At 65.9% G+C, this 24,691-nt stretch carries 19 protein-coding genes; 5 read left to right on the top strand and 14 right to left on the bottom strand.

What is annotated here, in order from left to right; translation table 11 throughout:
* Positions 1-236 precede the first annotated feature (236 nt).
* Positions 237-590, top strand: a complete 354-nt coding sequence (locus L0B83_RS04545) for a beta/gamma crystallin domain-containing protein (RefSeq protein WP_234757234.1) — start codon at positions 237-239, stop codon at positions 588-590.
* Between the two features lie 79 nt (positions 591-669).
* Here L0B83_RS04545 and menD read toward each other — a convergent pair whose 3' ends face one another.
* Together menD and L0B83_RS04535 are read right to left on the bottom strand one after the other, a co-directional pair.
* Positions 670-2,379 carry a 2-succinyl-5-enolpyruvyl-6-hydroxy-3-cyclohexene-1-carboxylic-acid synthase gene (gene menD / locus L0B83_RS04540; RefSeq protein WP_234757233.1) on the bottom strand — a complete coding sequence of 570 codons (1,710 nt, stop codon included), beginning with the start codon at positions 2,377-2,379 and terminating at the stop codon, positions 670-672.
* A 12-nt stretch (positions 2,380-2,391) separates the two neighbouring features.
* Positions 2,392-3,387 carry an o-succinylbenzoate synthase gene (locus tag L0B83_RS04535; RefSeq protein WP_234757232.1) on the bottom strand — a complete coding sequence of 332 codons (996 nt, stop codon included), beginning with the start codon at positions 3,385-3,387 and terminating at the stop codon, positions 2,392-2,394.
* Between the two features lie 485 nt (positions 3,388-3,872).
* Here L0B83_RS04535 and L0B83_RS04530 point away from each other — a divergent pair, with 485 nt between their 5' ends.
* Positions 3,873-4,931: a LacI family DNA-binding transcriptional regulator gene (locus L0B83_RS04530; RefSeq protein WP_234757231.1), complete on the top strand. Its 1,059-nt coding sequence runs from the start codon at positions 3,873-3,875 to the stop codon at positions 4,929-4,931.
* Between the two features lie 39 nt (positions 4,932-4,970).
* Here the strand turns inward: L0B83_RS04530 and L0B83_RS04525 are convergent, their stop codons facing one another.
* From L0B83_RS04525 to L0B83_RS04510, 4 genes are all read right to left on the bottom strand, one after another.
* Complete coding sequence (locus L0B83_RS04525; protein WP_234757230.1) at positions 4,971-6,410, bottom strand: glycoside hydrolase family 32 protein; 1,440 nt, start codon at positions 6,408-6,410, stop codon at positions 4,971-4,973.
* Positions 6,411-6,436: 26 nt separating this feature from the next.
* The gene (locus L0B83_RS04520; RefSeq protein ID WP_234757387.1) at positions 6,437-7,240 is read right to left on the bottom strand and encodes a carbohydrate ABC transporter permease; all 804 of its coding nucleotides are present in this window, start codon (positions 7,238-7,240) and stop codon (positions 6,437-6,439) included.
* 92 nt (positions 7,241-7,332) lie between these two features.
* On the bottom strand, positions 7,333-8,298 hold the full coding sequence (locus L0B83_RS04515) for a carbohydrate ABC transporter permease (RefSeq protein ID WP_234757229.1): 966 nt from the start codon (positions 8,296-8,298) through the stop codon (positions 7,333-7,335).
* A complete protein-coding gene (locus tag L0B83_RS04510; RefSeq protein WP_234757228.1) occupies positions 8,295-9,713 on the bottom strand; it encodes an ABC transporter substrate-binding protein in 1,419 nt (472 codons plus the stop codon). The genes L0B83_RS04515 and L0B83_RS04510 overlap by 4 nt, the downstream gene beginning before the upstream one ends.
* A gap of 1,435 nt (positions 9,714-11,148) precedes the next feature.
* Between L0B83_RS04510 and L0B83_RS04505 the strand changes: the two genes are divergently transcribed.
* From L0B83_RS04505 to L0B83_RS04495, 3 genes are read left to right on the top strand one after another with little or no spacing between them, the layout of a single operon-like run.
* Positions 11,149-13,320 carry an amylo-alpha-1,6-glucosidase gene (locus tag L0B83_RS04505; RefSeq protein WP_234757227.1) on the top strand — a complete coding sequence of 724 codons (2,172 nt, stop codon included), beginning with the start codon at positions 11,149-11,151 and terminating at the stop codon, positions 13,318-13,320.
* Positions 13,321-14,343, top strand: a complete 1,023-nt coding sequence (locus L0B83_RS04500) for a glycosyltransferase (protein WP_234757226.1) — start codon at positions 13,321-13,323, stop codon at positions 14,341-14,343.
* A gap of 32 nt (positions 14,344-14,375) precedes the next feature.
* Positions 14,376-15,290: a phosphatase PAP2 family protein gene (locus tag L0B83_RS04495; protein WP_234757225.1), complete on the top strand. Its 915-nt coding sequence runs from the start codon at positions 14,376-14,378 to the stop codon at positions 15,288-15,290.
* A 14-nt stretch (positions 15,291-15,304) separates the two neighbouring features.
* Here L0B83_RS04495 and L0B83_RS04490 read toward each other — a convergent pair whose 3' ends face one another.
* The 8 genes from L0B83_RS04490 to L0B83_RS04455 form a co-directional block, all read right to left on the bottom strand.
* On the bottom strand, positions 15,305-16,594 hold the full coding sequence (locus L0B83_RS04490) for an acyltransferase family protein (protein ID WP_234757224.1): 1,290 nt from the start codon (positions 16,592-16,594) through the stop codon (positions 15,305-15,307).
* An 86-nt stretch (positions 16,595-16,680) separates the two neighbouring features.
* Complete coding sequence (locus tag L0B83_RS04485) at positions 16,681-17,901, bottom strand: MFS transporter (protein ID WP_234757223.1); 1,221 nt, start codon at positions 17,899-17,901, stop codon at positions 16,681-16,683.
* A gap of 108 nt (positions 17,902-18,009) precedes the next feature.
* Positions 18,010-18,963, bottom strand: a complete 954-nt coding sequence (locus L0B83_RS04480; RefSeq protein ID WP_234757222.1) for a hypothetical protein — start codon at positions 18,961-18,963, stop codon at positions 18,010-18,012.
* Positions 18,964-19,118: 155 nt separating this feature from the next.
* On the bottom strand, positions 19,119-20,006 hold the full coding sequence (locus L0B83_RS04475; RefSeq protein WP_234757221.1) for a glycoside hydrolase family 25 domain-containing protein: 888 nt from the start codon (positions 20,004-20,006) through the stop codon (positions 19,119-19,121).
* A 228-nt stretch (positions 20,007-20,234) separates the two neighbouring features.
* On the bottom strand, positions 20,235-21,539 hold the full coding sequence (locus L0B83_RS04470) for a MinD/ParA family ATP-binding protein (protein WP_234757220.1): 1,305 nt from the start codon (positions 21,537-21,539) through the stop codon (positions 20,235-20,237).
* Positions 21,540-21,854: 315 nt separating this feature from the next.
* The gene (locus tag L0B83_RS04465; protein WP_234757219.1) at positions 21,855-22,271 is read right to left on the bottom strand and encodes an arsenate reductase ArsC; all 417 of its coding nucleotides are present in this window, start codon (positions 22,269-22,271) and stop codon (positions 21,855-21,857) included.
* Positions 22,268-22,993, bottom strand: a complete 726-nt coding sequence (locus tag L0B83_RS04460) for an aquaporin (protein WP_308193952.1) — start codon at positions 22,991-22,993, stop codon at positions 22,268-22,270. The genes L0B83_RS04465 and L0B83_RS04460 overlap by 4 nt, the downstream gene beginning before the upstream one ends.
* A gap of 2 nt (positions 22,994-22,995) precedes the next feature.
* The gene (locus L0B83_RS04455; protein WP_234757218.1) at positions 22,996-24,495 is read right to left on the bottom strand and encodes an SDR family oxidoreductase; all 1,500 of its coding nucleotides are present in this window, start codon (positions 24,493-24,495) and stop codon (positions 22,996-22,998) included.
* Positions 24,496-24,691 lie beyond the last annotated feature (196 nt).

Here is a 24,691-nt window from a genome sequence, read left to right as displayed (position 1 = left end):
GCTTGGACCGCGGCCGGCCCCCGGTGAGTTTAGCGGCCGCGGTCCAATCCACAGTTGATATTCGGAAGCCAGGCGAAAGCCGGAAGGCGCGACATCTTCGCAACCTGCCGAAAACATAATCAGATCCTGTTTTTCGATTTGCCCTTATTTTCGTTGACACCACGCATCGCTTGCTGGAACAATTCCGATACGCGCAGAGAAAAACCTCAAGCGCCTTCGTTTAATTGGGGTCAACGATGAAAATTAGAAGGACGGTTTCTGGAATAACCATTGCAGGCACGCTCGCCATAGGAAGCGTTATCGGCCTGGCTACGCCCGCAGACGCCGCCAGCCTAGTAACCTGTGGGACACGAACGGACTTCGTGAAGCTTATCTCCTACCGGGAGGCCTGCTTCGCCAACGCCGGGTTGGTCTTCGTGCCGATTAATGAGCGGCCTATGGTGAGTCGGATTTACAGCGGAAATAACGTTGTCGACGTGACCTACCACAATTCATGGTCAGGAAATCAAGTATTCCGCCTCCAGAGATGGCAATATATTGACACCGCGCCCAACGGCATGGAAATGATTATTGCATTCAATATTCTCTAAAGGCATTTGCACTATCAAGATCAAGAATGGCTGCAAGTACCATCACAGCCGTGCGTGATTTCTCTTTGTAAGTTCGAAGCTACGCCCCCACGAGCACCTGCGACACCGCCGACGCCACTGCCGCCTTGATGCGCGTGTGCAGCGGTCGCAATCCGGCCCGGCCCGTGCGCACTTCCACAATGCTGCGCCCCTTCAACGGTGCGGCAAGCGCCGTGGCAAGCTCCGCCGTCGTACGCACCAAAGTGTGCCCGACGCCGTATGCCGCGGCCAGCGCTGACACGTCCACACTGTGCGGGGTACCGAAGAGGCGTTCGACTGCGGTTCCGTAGCCACCGTCGTCCTCCACCTTGCCGTGCTCGAGGAGGCCGAAGATGCCGCCACCCGAATCGTTGAGGACCACGATGCGCAGGTCCGGTCCTGGTTCGCCGGCTCCGAGGAGGAGGCCGCCGGCGTCGTGCAGGAAGGTGACATCGCCTACGAGGAGCGTCGTTTCGCGGCCTGCGCCGAGGGCGATTCCCGTGGCCGTGGAGATTGTGCCGTCAATGCCGGCGAGGCCGCGGTTCGCGAATACCGAGGCGATCGGCTCGGGGCCGGGCTGCCCGGCGAGGTCGACGTCGCGGATGCCGTTGGACGAGCCGAGCACCAGCTGGCCGCGGGCGTGCTTCCAGACGGCGGCTCCCACGGCGGGGCCGTTGGCTTCGGACTCCGCCTCGAGGACGCCGTCGAGTGCGTGCTGGGCGGCGGAGCCGGCGAGGAGCCAGGCGTCGAGCCACTCGGCCGAGCCCCGCCCGGCAAAACCGGCCAATCCAGCGAGCGAATCGAAGCGTTCCTCGCGCCGCCGGCCATGCTCATACCAAGCCACCGGAACGGGCTCATATATTGCGGCGGGAAGGTCGTTCCGGGCCAACAGGGAGGCGACGGGCCGTGAAAGAGTCGGGCGCCCGAAGACCACTACCCGCTCGATCGGCAGCGCTGATCCGGGCCCGAAGTGTTCCAGCATCAGCCGGTACGGGCCCACCGCGTTCGGTCCGAAACGTGCGTTGGACGACGGTTCGGCGAGCAAGGGGAGGCCGTGGGCGCGGGCGAACGCCTCGGCGACCGGACCGGCGTCGTGCCCTGCCAGGACCACCGTCCACCGTTCGGGCAACTCGTCGGCCGCAGGGGACATGCTCAGTGGTTGCGGTCCGGAATCATAGTGGAAAATCCCGTGGCTTTGCGCGGCTGGCAGCGCCTCGCCGTGTTCGGGCACCAGCGGCTCGCGGAAGGCCAGGTTGAGCTGGACCGGACCAGGCGGCGTGTCCTCGAGCGCGCCGGTGGCTGCGTAAATCGCGGTCTCGACGGCGCGCTGCGGGTCGTTGCCCGCGGGGACGTCGACGGCGAACCGCACGTGCTCGCCGAAGAGGTCCAATTGGATGGTGGTCTGGTTAGCCCCGGTTCCGAGGAGTTCCGCCGGCCGATCGGCAGAAAGGACCACGAGGGGTACGGCGGCGTGGTTCGCTTCCATGACTGCGGGCAGGAGATTCCCGACGGCGGTCCCCGAGGTGGTGAGGACGGCCGCGGGTGCGCCGGTGGAGAGGGCGAGGCCCAGGGCGGTGAACCCGGCCGAGCGTTCGTCGATCCGGACGAGCAGGCGGACGTTCTCGGCCGCTTCCGCCTCGGCAAGCGCGTACGCCATGGGTGCCGACCGCGATCCGGGAGACACCACCACGTGCCGCACACCGCCGTCGAGCAGCGCCTTGACGGCGATCCGGGCAGCGGCGAGGGAACTCAGGGAGCCTTGCGAAGTCACCGCTCTAGTCTATTAGCGGCGCCCATCCAAGACGGTGTGCACGCGACGGAGCCGGTCCAGCCACCAGTCGCGACGTTCAGCAGGAGCCGCATATTGCTCCAGCAGCCCCTCGTCGGCGACGGCCTCCCGGAGGCGGATGGCGCCGTCGTCGGGCACTAACGGATCATTCGTGATGTCCGAGGCGAACAACCGCACGGTCCCCAGCCCGCACGCGAACGGCAGCTCCGGCAGCGCGGCCGCGAGCGCGAGACCCGCGCGGATCCCCACCGAAGTGTCGAGCGCCGAGCTCACGACGGCGGGAAGCCCGGCTTGCGCCACGATGTCCAGCGCGCGCCGCACTCCCCCAAGCGGCGCCACCTTCACCACGATCAGGTCCGCCGCGTCCGCCCGGGCCACCTTGAGGGGGTCGTCTTCCTTGCGCACGGATTCGTCGGCGGCGATGAGCACGGGCGTGCCCTGCTGCGCGAGCCGCAGGCGGACCTCAGCGAGGCCCTCGATCTGCGGCACGGGCTGCTCGGCGTATTCAAGCCCGACGGCGGAAAGTCGCCCGAGTGCCTCGACCGCCTGCGGCACATCCCAGCCCGCGTTCGCGTCAACGCGGATCGAGGCTTCCGGCAGCGCGTCCCTGACGGCGGTGACGCGGGCGACGTCGTCGGCCAGCTCCTGCCCGCGCTCGGCGACCTTGACCTTGACGGCGTCCACACGGCCGAAGCGTTCGAGGACCTCGGGCACCCGGGCCGCTGGAACCGCGGGCACCGTCGCGTTGACTGGGATGGCGTCCCTTAGCGGCGCCGGAAAACCGTGCCAGGCGGCTTCGACGGCGGCGGCGAGCCAGCGGGAAGCCTCAGCGTCGCCGTACTCGGGGAACGGACAAAACTCGCCCCATCCGGCAGGTCCGCGGAATACGAGGGTCTCGCGCTCGGTGATGCCCCGGAACTTGACCCGCATCGGCAGGCTGACCACCCTTGCGGTGGCAAGGAGCTCGTCGAGGGTGGGGTACGGAGGCATGGGTTCACTGTAGCGCGGGGCCGGTTCTCCGCCGACGCCCGGCCACCTTTCGGGTGTTTTCCACCGACGCTCGTCCACCTTTGGGGCGCGTCCTGCGGACGCTCGGTCACCTTTCGGGTGTTTCCTGCGAACGCTCACTCACCTTTCGGGGTGTTTCCTGCGGACGCTCGGTCACCTGATGTGATCGGGCGTCCCCGTTGGGACCGCCGGAAGTGACCGAGCGTCCGGGCGGCGGGGACCTCCCAGACGCCAGCTCGCCTTTGGGGCGTTTTCTGCGGACGCTCGGTCACCTGAGGTGACCGAGCGTCCCAGGTGAGGCCGCCGGAAGTGACCGAGCGTCCCCGTTGGGACCGCAGGAGGTGACCGGGCGTCACCGTTGGGACCGCCGGAAGTGACCGGGCGTCCGGGCGGGGGCGGCCGGAATGAGTCCTCACACGCGTTAGGTAGAATGCACCAAGAAACCGAACCATAGCCGGAGGAGCCACATGCAGCGCAAGGCCACAGCACTCGACGTCGCCAAAAGGGCGGGCGTCTCGCGGAGTGCGGTGTCGCTGGTGCTCAACGGCCGGGGCGACGGCAACGTGGCGAAGGAAAGCCAGGACCGCATACGGCAGGCCGCCTCGGACCTGAACTACTCCCCCAATCCCATCGCGCTGAGCCTGCGGAACCAACGGACGCGCGTGATCGGCATCGTGTCGGACGAGGTGGTGGTGAGCCCGTTCGACGGCAACATCATCGGTGGCGCCGACGACGTCGCCCGCGCCCACGGCTTTGTCACTGTGGTGATGGACACCGAGCGCGACGCCTCCCGTGACGAGAGCGCCGTCGAAACCCTCTTGGACCGGCAGGTGGACGGACTGATGTATGTCACGGTCGGTTTGAAGCCGCTCGACGTGCCCCACGGCATGCTGCGGGTCCCCTCCGTCCTGGCCAACTGCTACGACAGCAGCCCGGCCCAGCGCCTGCACCACGTGATCCCGGACGAAGTTACCGGCGGTCGGGAAGCCACCGGGCACCTTTTGCAATTGGGCCATCGCGATATTGCCTTCCTCGCCGGCGCGGCCACCTCCCCGGCTGTGCCCCTGCGCATCGTGGGGCATCGTGAGGCAATGGCCAAGGCAGCCATCCCGGTCCGCGATGACCGCGTGTTCATGGCCGGTTGGGACATCAACGACGGCTTCCACGGCGCCATGAGACTCCTCGACGGAGTCGCCGCCACCGAGCGGCCGACGGCGATTGTCTGCGCCAACGATCGACTCGCCATCGGCGTCGCCCTGGCTGCGGCGCGGCTGGGCCTGGCCGTGCCGCGGGACCTCTCCATCATGGGTTACGACGACGAGTCCCGCATCGCATCCACCATGGTCCCGGCGCTCACCACCATGGCGCTTCCGCTGCGGGAAATCGGTGCGGCCGCGATGGGCATGTTGCTGGGAGCGATCGAGGACCCGCAATCCGGCCCCGCGGGCGGCACAGCCGGACTGGAAACCATGGTTCCCTGCCGATTAGTGGTCCGCGAGTCCACCGGGCCTGTGCCCGCCCTCTAGATCCTTCAACGTGGAGGGATTACGACGGCGGCCTGCCGCCTAAGCGGGCAGCTCCAGTTCCCAGACGTCTGCCGACGCGCCTTCGGGAAGCTCAAGGCTCCAGTCCTCACCCGGGATGGGGTAGGCACGGAGGGTCGTAGCCACGGAGCCGGTCCGGTATACCTCCACCAAGGAAGCATCCACGAAAATCCGCAGCCCTTCGCCCTCGGACAACGGCCCGGCAAACACAACTTGCCGCTCCTCGTCCGAGGCCAGGACCAGCCGGACCTCACCCTGGCATCCAGTCCCGGCAGTCACGACGGCCTCGGCAAACGGCGGCATGCCGACCACCCCGGAAGCCCCGGCCACAGCCAAGGAACCCCGGTAGGCATCCACCTCGGGTGCCGGCGCAACCACCAAAGCACCGTCCTCGACCGAGAGGAAGCGCGGGTGGGTTAATACGCCCGCCCAGCCTGCGGCGTCGACCTCGTCTTGCGAACGGCCGCGCCGGCCATCGCGGCCGGGGCCTTCATTGGCCCATCCCCAGAGCAGCGCACGCGGCTCCGGCCCCGCCTCGGACAACGATCCCGACCCCGCCTCGGGCAACGATCCGGACGACGACGCGGAATCCAGCTGAACGATCTGCGGGGCATAGAAATCCCGGCCAAGATCGGACTTGCCGCCCGAGCGCGGGTGGAACACCGGCAGCCCGGTAGATGGGTCCGCTTCCAAGGAGCCGATCAGATGGCCGACGCCGTTGGCGTGCTCGTGGTGGTCACTGGAGAGCCACAGGGAGAACATCATGACCCAGGTGTCAGCCCCGTCCGAAGGCACACGCACCAACTGCGGGCACTCCCAGATTTCGGCCGGAGCATGCGTGGCTGCCACGGGGTTTTCGGTGGTCAGCCAAATGCCTTGGTACTTCCATTCGGACATGTCCTCCACTGTGTAAAGCAGCAAAGCAGCATGTCCATTGGCCAGCCCGGCGCCCTGCATGGCGTAGCGCTTGCCGTTGAAGCGGAAAAGGAAGGGATCGCGGACGGCAGTAACCAACGGATCGGCAGGCATGGACGCTGCCACATGCCCGTCCTGTTCCCACGTCACCAGGTCCGCGGAGCCCCGGGAAAGCACCACTTGCGAGTGGCCGCCATCGCCCCGCACGCCCGAGTACGCAGCGGTGGGGACACCGCCGTCGTCGGTCACCACGCCGGTCCAGCAGCCGAACTCATCCGGGCCGCCGTCCTGGGGGCGCAGCGCCACGGGGTGTTCGTCCCAATGGACCAGGTCCGGGGAGCTCACGTGGCCCCATTGGATCCGATGGTGACGTGCCGATTCCGGGTTGTACTGGAAGAACACGTGGTAACGGCCGTTGATGTAGCTGACGCCGTTGGGGTCGTTGATCCAGCCTTGTGCCGGCCGGGGGTGGAAACGCGGGAAAGCAGGGTCCGGGTGGGTGGCCGCCGCGACCAATGCAGGGGCGGAGGATATGACGTCCGTCATCGAGTTCCTTTCAGGGGAAGTAGGGCTTATTTGCCGGTACCGGCGGTGAGTCCGTCACGCAAGGCGCGCTGGCCGAACATGAACACCACCAGGGCAGGAATCATGGAGAGGATCACGCCTGCCAGCACCACGGAGATGCTGCCCGTGCCGAGGTTGCCTTGCAGCGACACCAGGCCGAGCGGGAGCGTGAAGTTCTGCTCGGAGATGGTCAGGATGAGCGGGCGGAAGAACTCGTTCCAGTGGTAGTTGAAGGCCAGGATGCCGACGATGGCCATGCCCGGCATCGCCAGCGGCGCATACACGGAACGGAACGTGCGCCACGGCGAGGCGCCGTCGATCGCGGCAGCCTCCGCCAGATCCGCCGGCAGGCCCAGAAAGTACTGGCGCATCAGGAAGGTGCCGAACGCCGTCGGGATCGCCGGGAGGATCAGTGCGAGGAGCGTGTCGGACAAGCCAATGCCGCGGATCAGCATGAAGACCGGCACGATCGTCACCTGCGCCGGCACCATCATGGTGGCCAGCACGACCGAGAACAGGGCGCCGCGGCCCCGGAACTTGAGGTTAGCGAACGCGTACCCGGCGAGCGCCGCCGTGATCATCTGCCCGACGGCGATCAGTCCGGTCACGAGGGCGCTGTTCAGGACCAACAGCATGATGTTCAGTTGCTTGAACACCTGGTCGTAGGAGGAGAAATCGGGGTGGAGCGGAAGGAACGACGGCGGCAGCTGGAACGATTCCGCCGGCGGCCGCAGCGAGGTGGAGAGGGTCCACAGCACCGGACCGAGGATGAAGACAGACGCGATCAGGAGCAGCACGATTCGTCCCGCCATGCTCCAGTTCCGCTTCTTGCGGGGCGTGGGCCGCTGGGGAGCCAAGCGGTCGACGGCGGCGCGCTGGGTTGAGGTTGTAGTCATGGCGGGCCTTACTGGTAGAAGACGAATCGTTTGCTGAGCCGGAACTGGGCCGCGGTGATGGCCATGATGATCAGCGTGAGGATGACGCCGATCGCCGAGGCCTGGCCGAACTCGAGGCGCTGGAACGCGGACTCGAAGATCACCATCACCGCGGTTCGCGTGGCGTCGCCCGGGCCGCCGCGGGTCAGGACGTAGGGCTGGTCGAACACCTGCAGGGCGTTGATGATCGCCATCACCGAGGCCACCAAGGTGGTGGGGCTCAGGAGCGGCAGCGTTACGTGGACGTGTTTACGCCAGCCGGTGGCGCCATCGATGGAGGCCGCCTCATACGTTTCGGTGGGGATCGACGCTAGGCCGCCGATGAACAGCAGGAACGAGAACCCGAAGTTCTGCCACACATACACGAGGATCACGACGGCGGCGGAACCGGCCGGCGTCGTCAGCCACGGTACGGCGGGGATGCCCACGAGGGACAAGAGCCAGTTGACCACGCCGAATTGTTCGTTGAACAAGTACCGCATGAAGATGGACACCGACGCCGCCGAAAGGATCAGCGGAAAGAAGAAGGCGCTGCGGAAGAAGACCCGGAGCCAGGCCGGGAGTTTCTCCTGCACCATGATCGCCAACCCGAGTGCGAGGCCGAGCTGCAACGCCACGGCGACCACCACGAACATGATGGTGTTCACGAACGAGACCCTCACCGTGGGGTCCTGGACCACTTCGGCGAAGTTGTCGAACCCGACGAAACTCGGCGCCGAAATGATGTCCCAGCGGAAGAACGCGAGGAGCACCGACGCAACGATCGGCAGGAGCGTGAACAGCCCCATTCCCAGGATGGTGGGAGCCAGGAACGCCCAGGGCAGCCAGCGCTGGCGCTGCTTTCCTTTTTCGCTCCCCGTTGCGCCGCCGTTCCGGCGTTTGGAGCCGGTTTTGTTCCGGCGCGCGGTGGACATGCCCGTTGTTGCCGTGCTCATGCCTGCCTCCTCAAGGCGATCTCAAGGTCGCGCTGCATGGAGGCGAGGGCCTGCTTGAGCTGGTTCTCATCACCGCTGACGGCCAGGGATACGTTTTTCATCAGGGCGGTCTCGACGGCGGCCTGCTGGGGCGGTGCCGGAATGGGACCTGTGGTGGGGAATTTGTCGAGGGTGTCGTAGAAGACTTTCCAGTGTTTCGGCCCGCGGCCGGCGTACAACTGCTCGTTCACCATGGAACGGCGCGCGGGGGTGGTGTTCGGCGTCGGGAAGACCAACCGCATGGCCTCCAGGCTCGAGGCGAACTTGAGCCACTCCCAAGCGGCGTCCTTGTCCTTGGCGGTCTTCATGATCGCGTATCCGGCGGTGCCGAATTGGTGCCGTTGGGTGCGCCAGCGCGGGAAGAACTGGACGTCGAAGCCGTCTTCCTTCATTCCGGCGGTGTGGAGGCCTTCCACCCAATAGCCGCCGGCGGGGGTCATGCCGATCCTGTTGGAGGCGAACAGCCCGACGAGTGAATTTCCGCCGCCTTCTTCGGGACGGACGCCGAGGCCATCCTTGACGAGGCCGCGGAGGTAGTCGAAGGACTCGTACACCAGCGGGTCGTCGGCATTGGATTCGAGCCATTGGTAGCCGCCTGAGCGCAGTCCGCGTGAGGGATCCTGCCCGTAGAAGGTGTCCCAGAGCCATTCGCCTCCGGTGGACTTGGATTCCTTGAGGAAGCTGGTGCCGTTGGCGTAGAGCCAGGGCACGACGCCGCCGAAGAGCCTGTTGGTCCAGTAGTACGGGGTGAAGTCCTGCGGGCGTGCTTTCCGCATGGCCGCCAAGGTGTTACGGAAATCGACCTGGGTCCAGTTATCCGCGGGACGTTCGAGTCCGGCTTGCTGCAGGGCCGAGGTGTTGTAGTAAATGTTCGCGGCGTTCCAGTCGATGGGAAGCTGGAACAGGCTTCCCTTGTACATGAACGCCTCAACCAGGCTCGGGTGGACGTCCGCGAAATACTCCTTCATGTCCGCTGCGTCGCGGCGAAGGTAGTCGTCCAAGGGGTGCGCCAGTTTTTCAGCGAAGAGCTGGGCACCTTCGGTGGCCACGTAGACCACATCCGGTGGCGTTCCTGCTGCCACCATGGTGAGGATCTTGGTGAAGAAGTCCTTCCAGTCCGCGGCTTGGATGGCCTGGACCTTCACCTTGATTTCGGGGTGTACCTTCGTGAACGCATCGATGACCCGCTGGCGGGCGGCTGCGTCCGCTGCTGTTCCCAAGATGGCGATGCTAAGGCTGTTGTCCCCGCGGCCCGGGATGTCGATGCCGGACAACCGCGGCCACGACGCCACCGTTGCTCCGACAATTCCCGCACCCAGGGCACCAAGGGCTGTCCTGCGTGAGATTTCACGCAGCGTCCCATTGCTTCCTGCCATGTCCAATTCCTTCCTAACACGTGTTAGGTAGCGTAAATCCATCACCTAACACGTGTCAAGCGTCACATTCGTGTTACGGCCCCCTCACCCCTCCCCGACGCCCGGCCACTTACAACACCCAAACCCCAAACCCTCGGTCACCTACCGCACCCAAACCCCAAACCCCCGGCCACCTACAACACCCAAAACCCAAACCCCCGGCCACCTATGTGATCGGGCGTCCACCCACAACCCGCAGGATCACCGGGCCTCCACCCACAACCCGCCAGACGTGACCGGGCACCCACCCACAACCCGCAGGATGTGACCGGGCGTCCACCCACAACCCGCCAGACGTGACCGGGCACCCACCCACAACCCGCCAGACGTGACCGGGCATCCACCCACAACCCGCCAGACGTGACCGGGCGTCCACCCACAACCCGCCAGACGTGACCGGGCACCCACCCACAACCCGCCAGACGTGACCGGGCGTCCACCCACAACCCGCCAGACGTGACCGGGCGTCCACCCACAACCCGCCAGACGTGACCGGGCACCCACCCACAACCCGCCAGACGTGACCGGGCATCCACCCACAACCCGCCAGACGTGACCGGGCGTCCACCCACAACCCGCCAGACGTGACCGGGCACCCACCCACAACCCGCCAGACGTGACCGGGCGTCCACCCACAACCCGCCAGACGTGACCGGGCGTCCACCCACAACCCGCCAGACGTGACCGGGCACCCACCCACAACCCGCCAGACGTGACCGGGCATCCACCCACAACCCGCCAGACGTGACCGGGCGTCCACCCACAACCCGCCAGACGTGACCGGGCACCCACCCACAACCCGCCAGACGTGACCGGGCGTCCACCCACAACCCGCCAGACGTGACCGGGCGTCCACCCACAACCCGCCAGACGTGACCGGGCACCCACCCACAACCCGCCAGACGTGACCGGGCGTCCACCCACAACCCGCCAGACGTGACCGGGCGTCCACCCACAACCCGCCAGACGTGACCGGGCACCCACCCACAACCCGCCAGACGTGACCGGGCGTCCACCCACAACCCGCCAGACGTGACCGGGCGTCCGCCCAAAACCTGCCAGACGTGCACCCACAACCCGCACGATGTGACCGGGCATCCACCCACAACCCGCCACATGTGACCGGGCGTCCCCCGAAAAGCCGCAGGATGTGACCGGGCATCCACCTCAAAACCCGCCACACCCGACCGGGCATCCACCCACAACCCGCCACACCCGACCGGGCGTCCGCCCACAACCCGCAGGACGTGACCGGGCATCCACCCACAACCCGCAGGACGTGACCGGGCGTCCACGCAAAACCCGCCATATCCGAGCGAGTATTCACTTCCGAAGATGCGGCGAATACGCTGAAACAAGCTGCCCATTCCCCCGCGCCTAGCTTTGGAGTCGATGAATGACAGGTTGGAATGCCGAAAACCTCGCAGGTTCGGCCGGCGCAGGCGCCGTAACGTTGTTGGCAGGAACATCGTTTTGCGTCTCTGCGGCCAACGGCGACATGGACCAACTACGCCCGCACGGGATGTTCTTCCGTGACACACGGTTCGTTTCCAACTGGGTCTTGGAGGTGAACGGCCACGCGATCGAGGCCTTGGGTTCTCCTGTCCCGGAGCCTTATCGCGCCGATTTCGTCGGCCGGGCCGCACGCACCGATGGCCTCGCAGACAGCCACCTGCTGATTGAACGCCGTCGGAGCCTGTTCGGCGGCGTGCACGAAGAGATTACGATCAGGAACTTTTCCAGCCTGCCCACCCGCACCACGGTCTCACTCAAAATCAACGCGGACTTTGCCGACATTTTCGAAGTGAAGGAAGGCCGGGCACGCCACGAGAGTGTGCATTTGGCGCGGGGTAGCGACGGTTCGTTGGTCCTCGAGTCCCATCGGCAGGGCCGGCACGTCCTTGTCACCATTGACGCGCCCAATGCTGTTGTTGACGGAGATGTCCTCAGCTATGACGTCAGCCTTGAACCCCAAGGCCATTGGTCCACGGGCGTGACGGCCACGCCGCGCATTGACGGAGTCGGGCCCGAGGCGGACGCCGAAGTGTGGGGCAACCAGCGCGCCTACGATCTTCCTGAAGAAAGGCTCCAGGAGTGGCACGGCAAAGTTCCCATCACGGAACTCACCAACAAGGCCTTCGAGAAAGCAGTGGCCCAGAGCAGGGAGGACCTCGGATCGCTCAGGATCTTCGACCCCGAGCATCCCGGACGGACAGTGGTTGCGGCGGGATCTCCCTGGTTCATGGCTCTCTTCGGCCGCGACTCGCTCCTGACATCGTTCATGACCCTTCCCTTGGATCCGTCCCTCGCCCTCGGCACGCTGAAGACCTTGGCTGACCACCAAGGCCGCACCGTCAATCCGCTCAGCGAAGAAGAGCCGGGCCGGATCCTGCACGAGGTGCGTCTCGGTGCCACCACGGGCCTTGCGCTTGGCGGCGGCAGTGCGTATTACGGGTCGGTGGACGCCACCCCCTTGTTCGTCACACTCGCCGGGGAGCTCACCCGTTGGGGCTTCCATTCCGAGGTCTCGCAGTCCCTTCTTCCCGCGGTGGACCGGGCCCTGGACTGGATCCGCGACTACGGAGACAGCGACGGCGACGGCTTCGTCGAGTACGAACGGGCCACGGACCATGGGCTCCTCAATCAAGGCTGGAAGGACTCCGGGGACGGCATCAACTTCGCCGACGGCACCTTGGCAGAGGCGCCGATCGCATTGTGCGAAGTCCAAGGCTACGTCTACACCGCCTATCTCAGCCGGGCTTTGATGGCCCAGGAAGACGGTGACCTGAAACTGGCCGCGGTGTGGGGCGCGCGGGCGGCCGAACTCAAGCGAAAATTCAACGAGCAATTCTGGCTGCCTGAACGCGGCTATTTCGCCATCGCCCTCGATCGGGACAAGCAGCCGGTGGACGCCTGCGCATCAAACATGGGCCATTGCCTGTGGAGCGGAATCGTCGACGACGACAAGGCTCCCTTGGTCGCGGAGCGGCTCATGTCGGACACCATGTTCACTGGCTGGGGCGTCCGGACGCTGGCCTCGGACATGGCGGCATACAATCCCGCGAGCTACCACAACGGCTCGGTGTGGCCGCATGACAATGCCCTCATTGCCGCCGGATTGATGCGCTACGGCTTCGTCGAGGAGGCCCAGCGCCTCGTCGTGGGCCTCCTCGACGCGGCTGAGGCATTCGGCGGACGGCTCCCGGAGTTGTTCTGCGGCCTGGACAGAAAAACGTACGCGACGCCGGTCCCGTACCCTTCGTCCTGTTCGCCGCAAGCGTGGGCCGCTGCCACACCGGTTCACTTGCTGCGGGTGTTGCTCCGTTTCGATCCCTGCCTGACCCACGGCGGCCTCTGGCTGGCACCGGTGATTCCCGAAGGTTTCGGCGACATTATGATGCGGAACATCCCGCTCACCGGCGCCCGGATCTCCGTGGAAGTGGTCAACGGGAAAACACGGGTCAGGGACCTACCGGAGAACGTCGCGCTGCACAGCGAAGCCCGCAAGCCGTTGGCCGATCTTTTGGATGTCCACCACGTCACCTCGGGATCGCAGCGGGGGTATTAGATGCGCATCGGCTTGGTTGCCCCGCCATGGATTCCGGTGCCGCCGCCTGCATACGGGGGCACGGAGTCGATCATCGATATCCTCGCCCGCGGCCTGGTTGCCGAGGGACACGATGTGCTCCTCGCGGCGGCATCCGGAAGCACATGTCCAGTGGACAAGGTCCCCGGAACGCCGCTCGCCGACGGCTCGCGGATAGGCAACGGGACGGACGAACTCCGCCACAGCGTGTACGCCTTCGCGGCCATGGAGGGCGTCGACCTCATCCACGACAACACTTTGGCCGGCCCGCTGTATCGGCATCGGCCAAAGGGAACGCCCATCGTGGCAACGGCCCACCTCCCCTTCTCGGCTGAGAACCATGACATCTATCAAGCCATGGCCACGGATACTGCGATCATTGCCATCTCGCGCCATCAGGCGGACACCGCGCCCGAAATCAAGATACGGAAGGTCATCCACCACGGGATTGACACCCAGTCAGTCCCGGTCGGAGCCGGCGACGGCGGCTACGCCAGCTTCCTCGGCCGGATGCATCCAGGCAAGGGCTTGCCGGAGGCCATAGAGGCCGCCCGCCTGGCCGGGATACCCCTGCGAATCGCGGCGAAGATGTACAGCGCGGAAGAACATGAGTACTACGCCGAGGTCATCGCACCCCTTCTAGGGCCCGACGTCGAATACCTCGGCGAGCTGAACGCCGCGGACAAGTTCGTCCTCCTGGGCGGGTCCGTGGCCCTGCTGAATCCGATTCAGTGGGATGAACCCTTCGGAATGGCGATGATCGAGTCCCTCGCCGCCGGGACCCCGGTGGTGGCAACGTTACGGGGATCCGCACCGGAGATCGTTTCCGAGGGCGTCACCGGCTACCTTCGGTCCAGTCCCACAGAGTTGGCCGACGCCGTCGTCGCCGCCGCCGCACTGGATCGCGCAGAGTGCCGCCGCGCAGCAGAGAACTACTTCAGCGCCGAGCGGATGGTCGGCGAACACTTGGCCCTGTACAGGGAGCTCCTCGCCGAGCAAAGGTGATCCTCCCAGCCAAATATGACAACCTGAAAGCAATGAGTTTTCCTAAGACGAGCCGGCTGGCCACACGTGGACCCGCCACCTTGCGCTGGGACGGCGCCGGGACGGGCTTTCTTTTTGTGCTCGCAACCTTGGCATGCATGGTCTCACTCGTTGCCACCTACTATTTTTTCGTGCGCACCACAACGGGACAGTACATCGACGAATCGGCCTTGGTGGAAGCCGCAACCATCAACGGTCCCGCCGAGCGGGCGAGCACCAAGTTCCTCGATTGGCTGCCCGTCATCTCGCTGGCGATCGCCGCCGTCGTCGTTGTTTTCGTCACCGTCATGCGTCGTCGCTGGAAGTCTGCCGGGATCGCCGTGGCGGCATGTGTCGCGGCGAACCTGGCCACCCAGGTCCTCAAGGACTGGTTCCCGAACAGGCCGTTCCGCGGCGTCCAGACCATCGACCTGAACTCGCTGCCCTCGGGTCATACCACGCTCGCGGCGTCGGCGGCTGCGGCGGTGTTCCTGGTGGTCTCGCCGCGCTGGCGGCCCTTGGCGGGATTCCTCGGCGGGACTTTCGCGGTGGCGGCCGGGGTTTCGACGCTGATCAACCAGTGGCACCGGCCTGCCGACGTCGTCGCCGCGTTCCTCGTGGTGGGTGCGGTCATGCTGCCGGCCGGTTGGTTGGTGCTGCGCACCGGGAAGCGCTGGAATGTTCCGGACGGCCGCGGCGACCACTGGGCGTCGTCGCGTTTGTGGCTTTCCCTGTCCACCCTGGCGGGCGTTGCTGCGGCGGCCGTTGCGGTGTACTCGTTGACGGGAATCGCGACCGGCTTGGGCAAGGAAAGCACCACCAACTACTTCTGGGCCGGGGTCTCCCTGATTGTCATCACGGGTTATCTGACAACCGTCGCGGCCACGTGGCTTTTCGGCCTGAGTGCCCGACGGCGCCAGTCACCTTAGCGGCGCCAGTCACCTTACGTGCCGCCCGGGCCTGCCACTCTCGCCGCACCCGCCTTCGGCACCAGTGCGCGCAGCCGGAGCCGGGCAGGTTCCTCGACATATTTGAACAGCACGTGAGTGGCCATGGCCATCGCGAGCAGGCACGCGGCGGCGAGCACGTTCTCCGCTACGGGTCCGGCGCCGTTCGGCCAATCCCTGATGACCCAGTAGAAGAGGTAGATGAAGAACATGTGGACCAGGTACAGGCTGTAGGAACTGTGCCCACCGTACTGCAGCCAGCGGGCGGACAACGCCGAGCGGAGCCGGCCGCGGGTCAGTGCTAGCAGGGCAATAAGGAGCGGGAAGGCAAGCACTGCCAGCCGTCCGGGACCGGGTTTTCCTGCCGTGGCCAGGAAGACGACGACGGCGGTCGCGGTCAGCAGGGCGCCGGGACCGGCCAGGGCGGGATTGAACTTCACCCGGTCTGCGTTCCGTGCCGCGATGCAAGCGAAAGCGCCGGCGATGAAGCAACACACGATCCGCAACAGCCATTCGTAGGGCTGATGGTCATCGGCGGCGATTGGCAGGTCCGGACCCCAGATTGCTGCCGGCAGGAGAACGAGCACGGAGGCGGCCAGCGCCAAGGCCGGATGCAGGCGGCGTAGCCGGTACAGGACCAATGCCACCAGCGGAAATGCCAGGTAGGCGAGCCACTCGGCACTGACCGTCCATCCGGGGCCGAACCAGCTGGCGCCGTCGGTACCGGCTTGGAACCAGAGATGCATCATCAGCAACTGTTTGGCGAGACCCCACGGCGACAGGTCCGGAGCCTGGGTCTGCAGGGACCATTCCCGTACGGATTCCTGCGCGCTCCCGTACACCAGCCAGAGGCCCAACACACCCACCACCAGCGCGAACGCGGGCCACATCCGGGCGAACCGGGCCCAGACAAACTCCCCGGCAGCTCGCCAGCGGAACCGTGGGCCCAGCCGGTCCAGGTACGTGTAGGTGATGATGAAGCCGCTGAGCACAAAGAACACGTCCACGCCCAGGTCGCCGTTGGCCACGACGGGTCGGAACAGCTCGTAGACGGGAGACAGGAAGGTGTTCTGCATGGCTTGAAGGTGGAAGAGAACCACCCAAAGCGCGGCAACAAAACGCAGTGCGGTCAGCGTCGCGAGGTCAGGCCGGGACTGCCTTGCTTCGCTCTTCGGCAGGTGATTTTCCGCTTTGGAACCAAGCGACCGGGCGCCGTCTGTGGCGGGATTGCCGGGGACCGGATTCGCAGTGGGGGCACGATGCGGAGGCGCGATGACGGAGATCATCCGATTCACCATACCGGAGCCGTCTGACCGGAGTCTGGGAACCGCCTACCCGGCCACCGTCGCCTCGTAAGGCCCCCGGCCTGTCCCTAGTAGTTCCTGCGGTGCTTGAGTTTCGGGAGCGCGACGGCGAACACCGCCGCCGCGGCCACGCCCAGGAACCCGGTGGCCCAGACGCCCGCCGCGAGGGATATGGCAGCAGTAAGGGCCGAGAGGAGCACTGGCCCGCCCGTGGCGCCGGCGTCGGAGATGAACCTCCACAGGCCCAGGAATTGCCCGCGGCCCTTCTCCGGGGAAAAGTCGGCGCCGAGCGTCATGATGAGTCCTGAGCCGATGCCGTTGCCGAAGCCGACCAGGAGCGAGGCAAGCAGCAAGCCTACAAACTCGACGGACGACGGCATCAGGAACAACGCCGCACCCATGATGAGGGTGGACGGCACCGCGACCCACATGCGCCCTTTGCGGTCCATGAGCTTGCCGGCCGGGTAGAACACCAGCATGTCGATCGCGCCGGACAAGCCGTAGATCAGTGAGGCATGTGTTGCGTCCAGGCCCAGGTGGTCCGCCCACAACGGGATGACCACTTGGCGTGAGGCCCGCACCGCGCTGAGCAGGAGTATCCCGGTCCCCATCGTCAGGAACACGCCGGCGTGGGAAACCGCGACGCCGCGGAGGGTGGGCTCGGGACCTTTGGGGCCGCCGTCGACGTCGTCCGGCAACACCAGGTCCGGGATGGTGAGGGAGAGCACCGCGGAGGCCGCCATGCTCACCACGCCAACCCAATACGCCCCGCTGATCCCGGCGAACTGCATCACGGCCGCCCCGACGAACGGGCCGATGAACAAGCCGATCCGGTTGACCCCGCCCAGCGTCGAGAGGGCGCGCGCCCGGTAGATGACCGGAACGGCTTCCGTGAGGTACTTCTGGCGTGCGAGGTTGAAGACGCTCGTGGACATCCCGACCACGGTCATCGCCACAGCGAGCAACCAGATGCCGTCCTGCGCCAGGAGGGGCGCGAACCCAGCGGCCAACAAGGCCAACGCCCCGGCGGAACCGGCGGTAACGATGGCCCACCGTTCGCCGAACTTGATGGTAATGAGCGAAGCGGGCAGGTTGAAGAGCCAAGATCCCAGCCCGATCAGGGTGACCACCAACGCGGAAACAGCCACGGAAGCGCCCAGGTTGCGCGCGGACAGTGCCACCACGGGAAGCACTGCGCCTTCGCCGACACAGAACAGCAAAGCAGGCCCAAACGCGGGCAGGGCAATGCTGCGGAGATTGAAAGGCTGAACGGTGCTGGTGACGGTCATCCCCTTCATCCTAGGCCGCCCCCGTTTTGCGACGCGCCAATTACCTGTCGCGCACGGAATTCCGGGGGCGACAGGAATTAAGCGCAGCGCCAGGAATTTTGCGCCCCGTCAGGAAGCTCCCCGCGGACGACGCCGGGGCACGCCTGCCGCTGCCAGCTTCCGTTCCAACCCGCCCGGCGCCATTAGTTCGGCCCACACCCAACGGACAACGCCGCACCCCGTGGCACGTATCCGGTCCTCACGCAGCTTTTCATCGACGACGGCTTGGGCGGCGGTCCGGCCCTTGAGGAATTCCGACTTGAGGTACTTATCGATGCCGTCGAACTCTCCGGCCACGCGGACACCTTTCCAGTAGAAGTCCGAATAGCCCACCAGGCCTGCTTGGTCGCGGAATTCGCGTTGCAGAACCGGGGCCTCGAATCCGGCGGCGTGCATCAAGGCCCGGCTGTACGACTCCCCCGCGGATCCGGACAGGGGATCTGCGAAATCTACCGCCGCCTGGATTCGCTTGATGGCCGCCGCCGTGTAGATTCCGTCCGCCTCTGCAAGGAGTGCCTCCTTGGTAATCGCCGGCAATCCCCGTTTCCGATCGGCTTTGAGCACGTGATCCAAGGGAGCAATCGCTTCGACGAACGGGGTGAATGCGGCCAGATCCAAGACGGTGCGAACCCTGCCCGTCACCAGGACTCCCTCCCACCGATATATCTTGAGGCTGGCCGGGTCCGCGTAGTGGCGGGTTATCCCGGCCCGGGAGCGGCCGCCGTCGTTCTCCAAGGTGACTGCCTGCACTGGGTGGTGCAGGCCGATGGTGGGGATCCCCCACACTGATGCCGCCGAGTGTCTGGCAAAGATGGTCCGCGCATGGGAAGTTTCGGCCGCGGCGCTGACCCGGACGCGGTATTGTTCCCACGGTTTTAGCGCGGCCCACGCGGCGCCGTCGACGTACACGCCTTGGCGGACGCGATACAAGCCGCCTGCCTTGGCGCGCCGGGCGAGTTCCTTGAGGGCGATTCCGTGCACAAGGTGGTCTCGGCTGAGGAGCAAGCGCGGCAACTGGGTCATGCCTAAGAACCTGCCACGGGGATTGCGGCACACGACAGCACCGAACCACTCCATGTGGACAACTCCCGCATCCTCCGACGCGGAATTTTCCTGTCGCGCCTGGAATTCCGGCAGCGCCAGGAATTTTGCGCAGCGTCAGGAACTAAGCGCAGCGCCTACTTCAGGAAGCTGGCGTTGAACGAGTTCAGGTCGACGTTGATGCCGTTCAGGGTGTGCTCGAACTTCTGCTGGATCCCCACGCGCATGGTGCCGGCGGTGTTCCAGCCGCCGTACGGCACGGGCGTTGGGGCCAGGTAGTCCGCCGTCCAGGTGGCGTAGTTGAGGTTGCTCGTGTCCGTGTCCCAGAGGGGCACATCCGCGAAAGCCGTGCTGTTGCCCATCAGCCCCGGCCACATGCCGCTGCCGCTATAGATCACCGGCCGAACGCCCAGGCTCCGCACTCCATCCACCATGGCCCGCGTTACCAACGATCCACCGGGTTCGATGTCCAGGGCGAAGAACTGCAATTGGGACATGTACGGGCCGGCCGCTTTGATCCCGTTCTCCCAGCACGACGCGTCACGGGTGTAGACCGCGATCTTGAGCCCGGCGTCGAGCGCCATCTTCAATTGGGCTTGGGTCCGCTGCCACGGAGTGCATGTACCCCAAACGGTCGAGTGCATGACGTACAAACGGAAGCCCTCGGCGTAGGCCTGGCGGAACCAGTTGGGGTCGGTGATGGCCGCCGTGGTATCGAGCACCTTGACGGAGCCACCCTGAGCGTCTTGCAGCACGGGGGCGGGCTGCGGGGCGGGTACGACGACGGCGGGCGCGGGTTCGGCGGCAGGTTGCGGAGCGGCTGTGGGTGCTGGAGTCGGGGTGGCGGGCGGTGCCGGATCGGGCGTCGCGACCGGGGCCACCTCAGCGGCGGGCGTCTCGTCAGCGATGGGTGCGGCACCGGCGTCGGGCGCTGTGTCGGCAGAGGGCCGGGGCCCCGTGGCACCTGTCACCGCGACGAGGAGAAGCAGGGCGGCGAACATCAAGGCGAGTTTTTTGGGAAACAAGAGAGGCTCCTGGGTGCTGGCCGCGGAGTCAGAAACGGGCGCAGCAAAGTGTCATGACGGCACGGAATTGGGCGCACCATGCCCGGGCCCAGTTCCCGGTCACGGCGAGGACGCCCTCGCAAAAACGACGACGTCCAAGTGCAACTCTAGGGAAATCCCGCCGCGAGCGACAATTTGCAATCCACCCGGCAGTCACGCTACGCAACACCTGGCCCGCAAAAGGAAGCGCTACACGTACCCGTCCACGATCGCGGCCGCGATCTCCTTGTACGCACGGCGCGTGTCCGGGCGCAGGGCGTCAAGCGTGACCAGGTCGCCGTCGGCCACTCCCCTGTCGTGCGGCACCGCAATGAGCTGGCGGCAGATCCCGGCGAGGTGTTCCTCGATGGCGTTCTTGTCCACGCGGGACGACACCTCGTCCTTGTCCGTGATGACCACGATCGCATTGCGGGCCAGATCCTCGTAGCCGTGGCTCGCAAGCCACTGAAGGGTGCTCCGGGCACGCTTGGCCCCGCTCACCGCATAGCCGGCGGCAATGATGAGGTTGTCGGCCGATGAAAGAATGCCGCTCATCGCGTTATGCGTCACGCCGGTGCCGCAATCGGTCAGCGCAATGGAGTAGTAGCCCGAGATCAGCTGGCGGATCCGCAGGTATTCCTCGGCGGTCAGTGAGTCCGAGACTTCCGGGTCCTGTTCACCGGCGATCAGGTGCAGCCGGCCGGCGTGGTGCATGTACCGGGCCAGGGCGGTGAGGGAATCGACGTTGTCGACGTTCTTGAGCAGGTCCGTGATGGTGCGCGGAGTGGCTTTTTGGTAGATGCCTTCTCCCAGCGCGCGCTCCACGAGGTCGCCGGAATCGGGGTTGGCATCGATCGCGCAGGGCGGGTCGCCGCGGTATTCCGCCAAGGTGAGGCCCACGCCGACCGTTGTGGAGGTCTTGCCGATTCCACCTTTGAGGCTCAGGACGGCGGTGTTGTAGCTGCCTTGGAGCTGCCGCGAAATGCGACGCGCCAGCTCGTCCTCTTCGCGCTGCTTGGCGCTGGGTCCGAGGTTCCAGGCGCCGCCGGTCAGCTTGTAGAGCATTCCGCGGAAGCCGCCGATGGGACGCGGCTTCTGTTCCTTCACGAAGGAACCCGGTGAGGTGATGAAGTCGGAGACCGGAGCGTTGGCCGCGGCGGCACGTGCGGCCCGTGCGGATTCCGGGGAAACAGTGCCCGACGCCGGGGCTGCCGCGGCCGGGATCTCGCGGCCCGGTTCCTCACGGTTCGGTTCCTCGCGGCTCGCGTCGCCGGTGGCCGGGGAGTTTGTTGTTCCTGCAGAAGCGTCGGCGGCGGCTGCAGCCTCGGCCCAGGACTTGCTTTGGAGTGGGGCAGGGGTGGATGTGGGCGTGTCGGAATTGTTCGGCGTGATGATCGGCATGGTTCCTGTCCAGGCGTCACCCTCTTCGCGGCGCCGATCGCGGCGTCGACGAAGTTCGGGCTGCCCTCCGTTAGATGCAGCGGCGGTGTCTTCGTTGTCCACAGAATCCGGCATTGTCTTGTCCCCTAAGACTCGCAGCGTTGTGCGCCGCGGCTCTCGTTTGATTGCTTCAACCCAGCAATTCTAGGTGCCGTGGAGGTTAAACCTGACATATGGGTCATGCCGGGCAGTTTGGTCGGCGGTTTTGGGCCCGTGTTCAGGCCCCCGTTCGGGCCTCAAAGGGCGGCGGCGGATTCTGCTGGATCATTCGGAATCGACCGCGGTGGATACCCCGGAAATACGCGGATCTGTCTCCGGTACCTCGGCGATGATCCAGCAGAATGTGTCGATGCAGACAACGAACCGCTTCGGAAGGGGTCCAGCGAGAGACTATGCCGGGCTCAGGGACTCGATCAGGGTCTCGACGCGGGATTTGATCTCGTCGCGGATGGGACGCACGGCTTCGATCCCCTGGCCGGCCGGGTCTTCAAGGACCCAATCCTCGTAGCGCTTGCCCGGGAAGTACGGGCATTCGTCGCCGCAGCCCATGGTGATGACGACGTCGGATTCCTTGACTGCCTCGGTGGTGAGGATCTTGGGGATCTCGGCGGACATGTCGATGCCGAGTTCGGCCATGGCTTCGACGGCGGCAGGGTTGACTTTGTCTGCGGGCTGCGACCCCGCGGAACGGACCTCGATCCGGCCCTCACCCAGGGTGGTGAGGAAGGCAGCTGCCATCTGGGAACGGCCGGCGTTATGCACGCAGACGAAGAGAACGGAGGGTTTCTTGACGGTTTCAGTGCTCATGGGAGGACCTTTCGAACGGACGCGGAAGCCGGCGCGGGAGCCGGCAAGGACGGGGGCACTGCGGGAACGGGTGGGTACAGGACGCGGATCAGGAAGAGCCCGACGGCGCCGCCCAACAACTGCGCGAGGACGAACCCCGGGGCGGAGGCCGGTGCGATCCCGGCAAAGGTATCGGTGATGGTGCGGGCCACGGTCACCGCGGGGTTCGCGAAGCTCGTGGAGCTGGTGAACCAGTAGGCGGCGGTGATGTACCCGCCGACGGCGAACGCCACGCGCTCGGACCTGCCGGAGCGGATGGTGCCGAAGATGACCAGGAGCAGCCCGATGGTGGCGACGACTTCGCCAAGCCACAACCCTCCCCCGGCGCGTTGATGCGTGGAGAGTGTCACGGCGTCCAGGCCGAACATGATGTTGGCGAGCACGGTCCCGGCCATGCCTCCGACAAACTGTGCGCCGATCAGTGCCAGGGCTGTGGGCGTATCCAGGATCCCCAAGGCGCGCTCCACCAACGTGACCAAAGGGTTGAAAGATGCCGAGACCGGCTGCAGTGCGAGGATCAACGCCACGAGCGCCGCGCCCGTGGCGACGCTGTTCTGCAGGAGCTGCAGCCCGACGTCGTTCGGGGACAGTCGCGAGGCCATGACGCCGGACCCCACCACGGCCATGACCAAGAATGCGGTTCCCACGAACTCCGCCATGGCCCGCCGCGCGAGAACGCTCACGATCAAGGCTGCCTCCGGGCCGGATCGTCCTCCGCCATCGACGCCGCCGCGGCGGTAATGCGGTTGGCCATTCCCTTGAAGATGACGCCGTGGAAGGGAAGCACCGCCAGCCAATACAACCGTCCGCTCAGGCCTTTGGGAAAGAAGATTGCCCTTTGCCGGTAAAGAGCCCCGCCTTCGGCATCTTCGGCGCGCATCTCCAGCCAGGCGCGTCCGGGGACCTTCATTTCGGCGCGGAGGCGCAGCAGGGAGCCGCGGTCGATCTGCTCCACCCGCCAGAAGTCCAGCGCGTCCCCCGTGTTCAGGCGGGTGGGATTGACCCGGCCGCGGCGGAGCCCGACTCCTCCGGCGAGCTTGTCCATCCAGCCGCGCACGGACCAGGCGAGGGGGAACGAGTACCAGCCGTTGTCGCCGCCGATGCCTTCGATGACTTGCCACAATTGTTGCCGGGTGGCTGTGGTGAGTTGCTGCTGGTTGTCCTGGTACACCAAGTGGCCGGCCCATTGCGGGTCGCTGGGAAGCGGATCACTCGGAGCACCGCGAACGGAAGCGTTCTGCCAGCTTGTCTCCACTTCGCCGGCGGCCTCCCGCGCCAATGCGAGGCGAAGCGATTCCCGGTATCCGAGCGGCCCGGCTTCGGGAGGGTCGATGTATTGGTCGATGTCCCGTTCCGTGACCACGCAGTTCTGCTGCAGGGACCCGATCAGCGGCACGGCCAAGGACCGGGGTATGGGAGTGACGAGGTTGACCCACTGGGATGCCAGCCATGGAGTGAGGACGGGCAGCGCAACCACGGGACGACGCGGCAGGCCTGCTTCCGCGGCGTAGCCGTTCATCATTTCGTCGTAGCGGAGGACATCCGGGCCGCCCAGGTCGAAGGCGCGGTTGAGCGAAGCGGGCAGTCCGGCCGCTGCAACCAAGTAATACAGCACGTCGCGGATCGCTATCGGCTGGACCTTGTTCCGCACCCAGCGCGGAGCCACCATGAGCGGGAGCACCTCGGTCAGTTGCCGGATCATTTCGAAGGACGCCGAACCGGAGCCGATCACGACGCCGGCCTGAAGCACTATCGCAGGCACCTTCGGTTCCGCTAGGAAGATGTCGCCCACTTCCTTGCGGGATCTCAGGTGCCGGCTGAGTTCAGTGCCTTTCGGGTGCAGTCCGCCAAGGTAGATGATCCGTCCAGCGCCGGCATCGGCCGCCGCACGCGCTACGTTGCCGGCGCAGAGCTTTTCGGTCTCCTCAAAAGACCGGCGGCCCGAATGGCCCATCGAGTGCACTAGGTAGTAAATGACGTCCGCGCCGGCAAACGCCTGCCGCAGGGAGTCGACATCCTCGAGGTCGCCGATCATCACGTCCACGCGGTCCGCCCAAGGGACGTCGCTGAGCTTGTTCGTGTGGCGTACCAGGACACGGACGCCGTAGCCGGCGTCGAGCAAGCGTGGAACGAGCCGTCCCCCGATGTAGCCGGTGGATCCCAATACCACTGCCAGTGGATTCATTGCACCCTCTCCGAATGACCTTGCGGAGCCGGATCACCGACGCCCAATGCCAGCCTAGCCCTACACCGATCGGGCAGCGCGAACTGGCAGCAGATGCCCTATTCGCTGATTTCGGCGGGCATCTGCTGCCAGTTCGCTGTGGGATTTGACGTGGAAAGCCCTCCGCCGTCGGTGCATGGGGGGCTCGACGGCGGAG

The sequence above is a fragment of the Arthrobacter alkaliphilus genome (assembly GCF_021483235.1).
GTDB lineage: Bacteria > Actinomycetota > Actinomycetes > Actinomycetales > Micrococcaceae > Arthrobacter > Arthrobacter alkaliphilus.
This window is presented reverse-complemented; position numbering and strand designations above follow the sequence as displayed.

Excerpts from the sequence above, each read along its gene's own strand:
- L0B83_RS04530 (WP_234757231.1), top strand. The coding sequence starts at position 3,873 with ATGCAGCGCAAGGCCACAGCACTCGACGTCGCCAAAAGGGCGGGCGTC.
- L0B83_RS04490 (WP_234757224.1), bottom strand. The coding sequence starts at position 16,594 with ATGATCTCCGTCATCGCGCCTCCGCATCGTGCCCCCACTGCGAATCCG.
- L0B83_RS04505 (WP_234757227.1), top strand. The coding sequence starts at position 11,149 with ATGACAGGTTGGAATGCCGAAAACCTCGCAGGTTCGGCCGGCGCAGGC.
- L0B83_RS04535 (WP_234757232.1), bottom strand. The coding sequence starts at position 3,387 with ATGCCTCCGTACCCCACCCTCGACGAGCTCCTTGCCACCGCAAGGGTG.
- L0B83_RS04545 (WP_234757234.1), top strand. The coding sequence starts at position 237 with ATGAAAATTAGAAGGACGGTTTCTGGAATAACCATTGCAGGCACGCTC.
- L0B83_RS04455 (WP_234757218.1), bottom strand. The coding sequence starts at position 24,495 with ATGAATCCACTGGCAGTGGTATTGGGATCCACCGGCTACATCGGGGGA.
- L0B83_RS04500 (WP_234757226.1), top strand. The coding sequence starts at position 13,321 with ATGCGCATCGGCTTGGTTGCCCCGCCATGGATTCCGGTGCCGCCGCCT.
- L0B83_RS04485 (WP_234757223.1), bottom strand. The coding sequence starts at position 17,901 with ATGACCGTCACCAGCACCGTTCAGCCTTTCAATCTCCGCAGCATTGCC.
- L0B83_RS04470 (WP_234757220.1), bottom strand. The coding sequence starts at position 21,539 with ATGCCGGATTCTGTGGACAACGAAGACACCGCCGCTGCATCTAACGGA.
- L0B83_RS04525 (WP_234757230.1), bottom strand. The coding sequence starts at position 6,410 with ATGACGGACGTCATATCCTCCGCCCCTGCATTGGTCGCGGCGGCCACC.
- L0B83_RS04520 (WP_234757387.1), bottom strand. The coding sequence starts at position 7,240 with ATGGCGGGACGAATCGTGCTGCTCCTGATCGCGTCTGTCTTCATCCTC.
- L0B83_RS04510 (WP_234757228.1), bottom strand. The coding sequence starts at position 9,713 with ATGGCAGGAAGCAATGGGACGCTGCGTGAAATCTCACGCAGGACAGCC.
- L0B83_RS04480 (WP_234757222.1), bottom strand. The coding sequence starts at position 18,963 with ATGACCCAGTTGCCGCGCTTGCTCCTCAGCCGAGACCACCTTGTGCAC.
- L0B83_RS04495 (WP_234757225.1), top strand. The coding sequence starts at position 14,376 with ATGAGTTTTCCTAAGACGAGCCGGCTGGCCACACGTGGACCCGCCACC.
- L0B83_RS04515 (WP_234757229.1), bottom strand. The coding sequence starts at position 8,298 with ATGAGCACGGCAACAACGGGCATGTCCACCGCGCGCCGGAACAAAACC.
- L0B83_RS04465 (WP_234757219.1), bottom strand. The coding sequence starts at position 22,271 with ATGAGCACTGAAACCGTCAAGAAACCCTCCGTTCTCTTCGTCTGCGTG.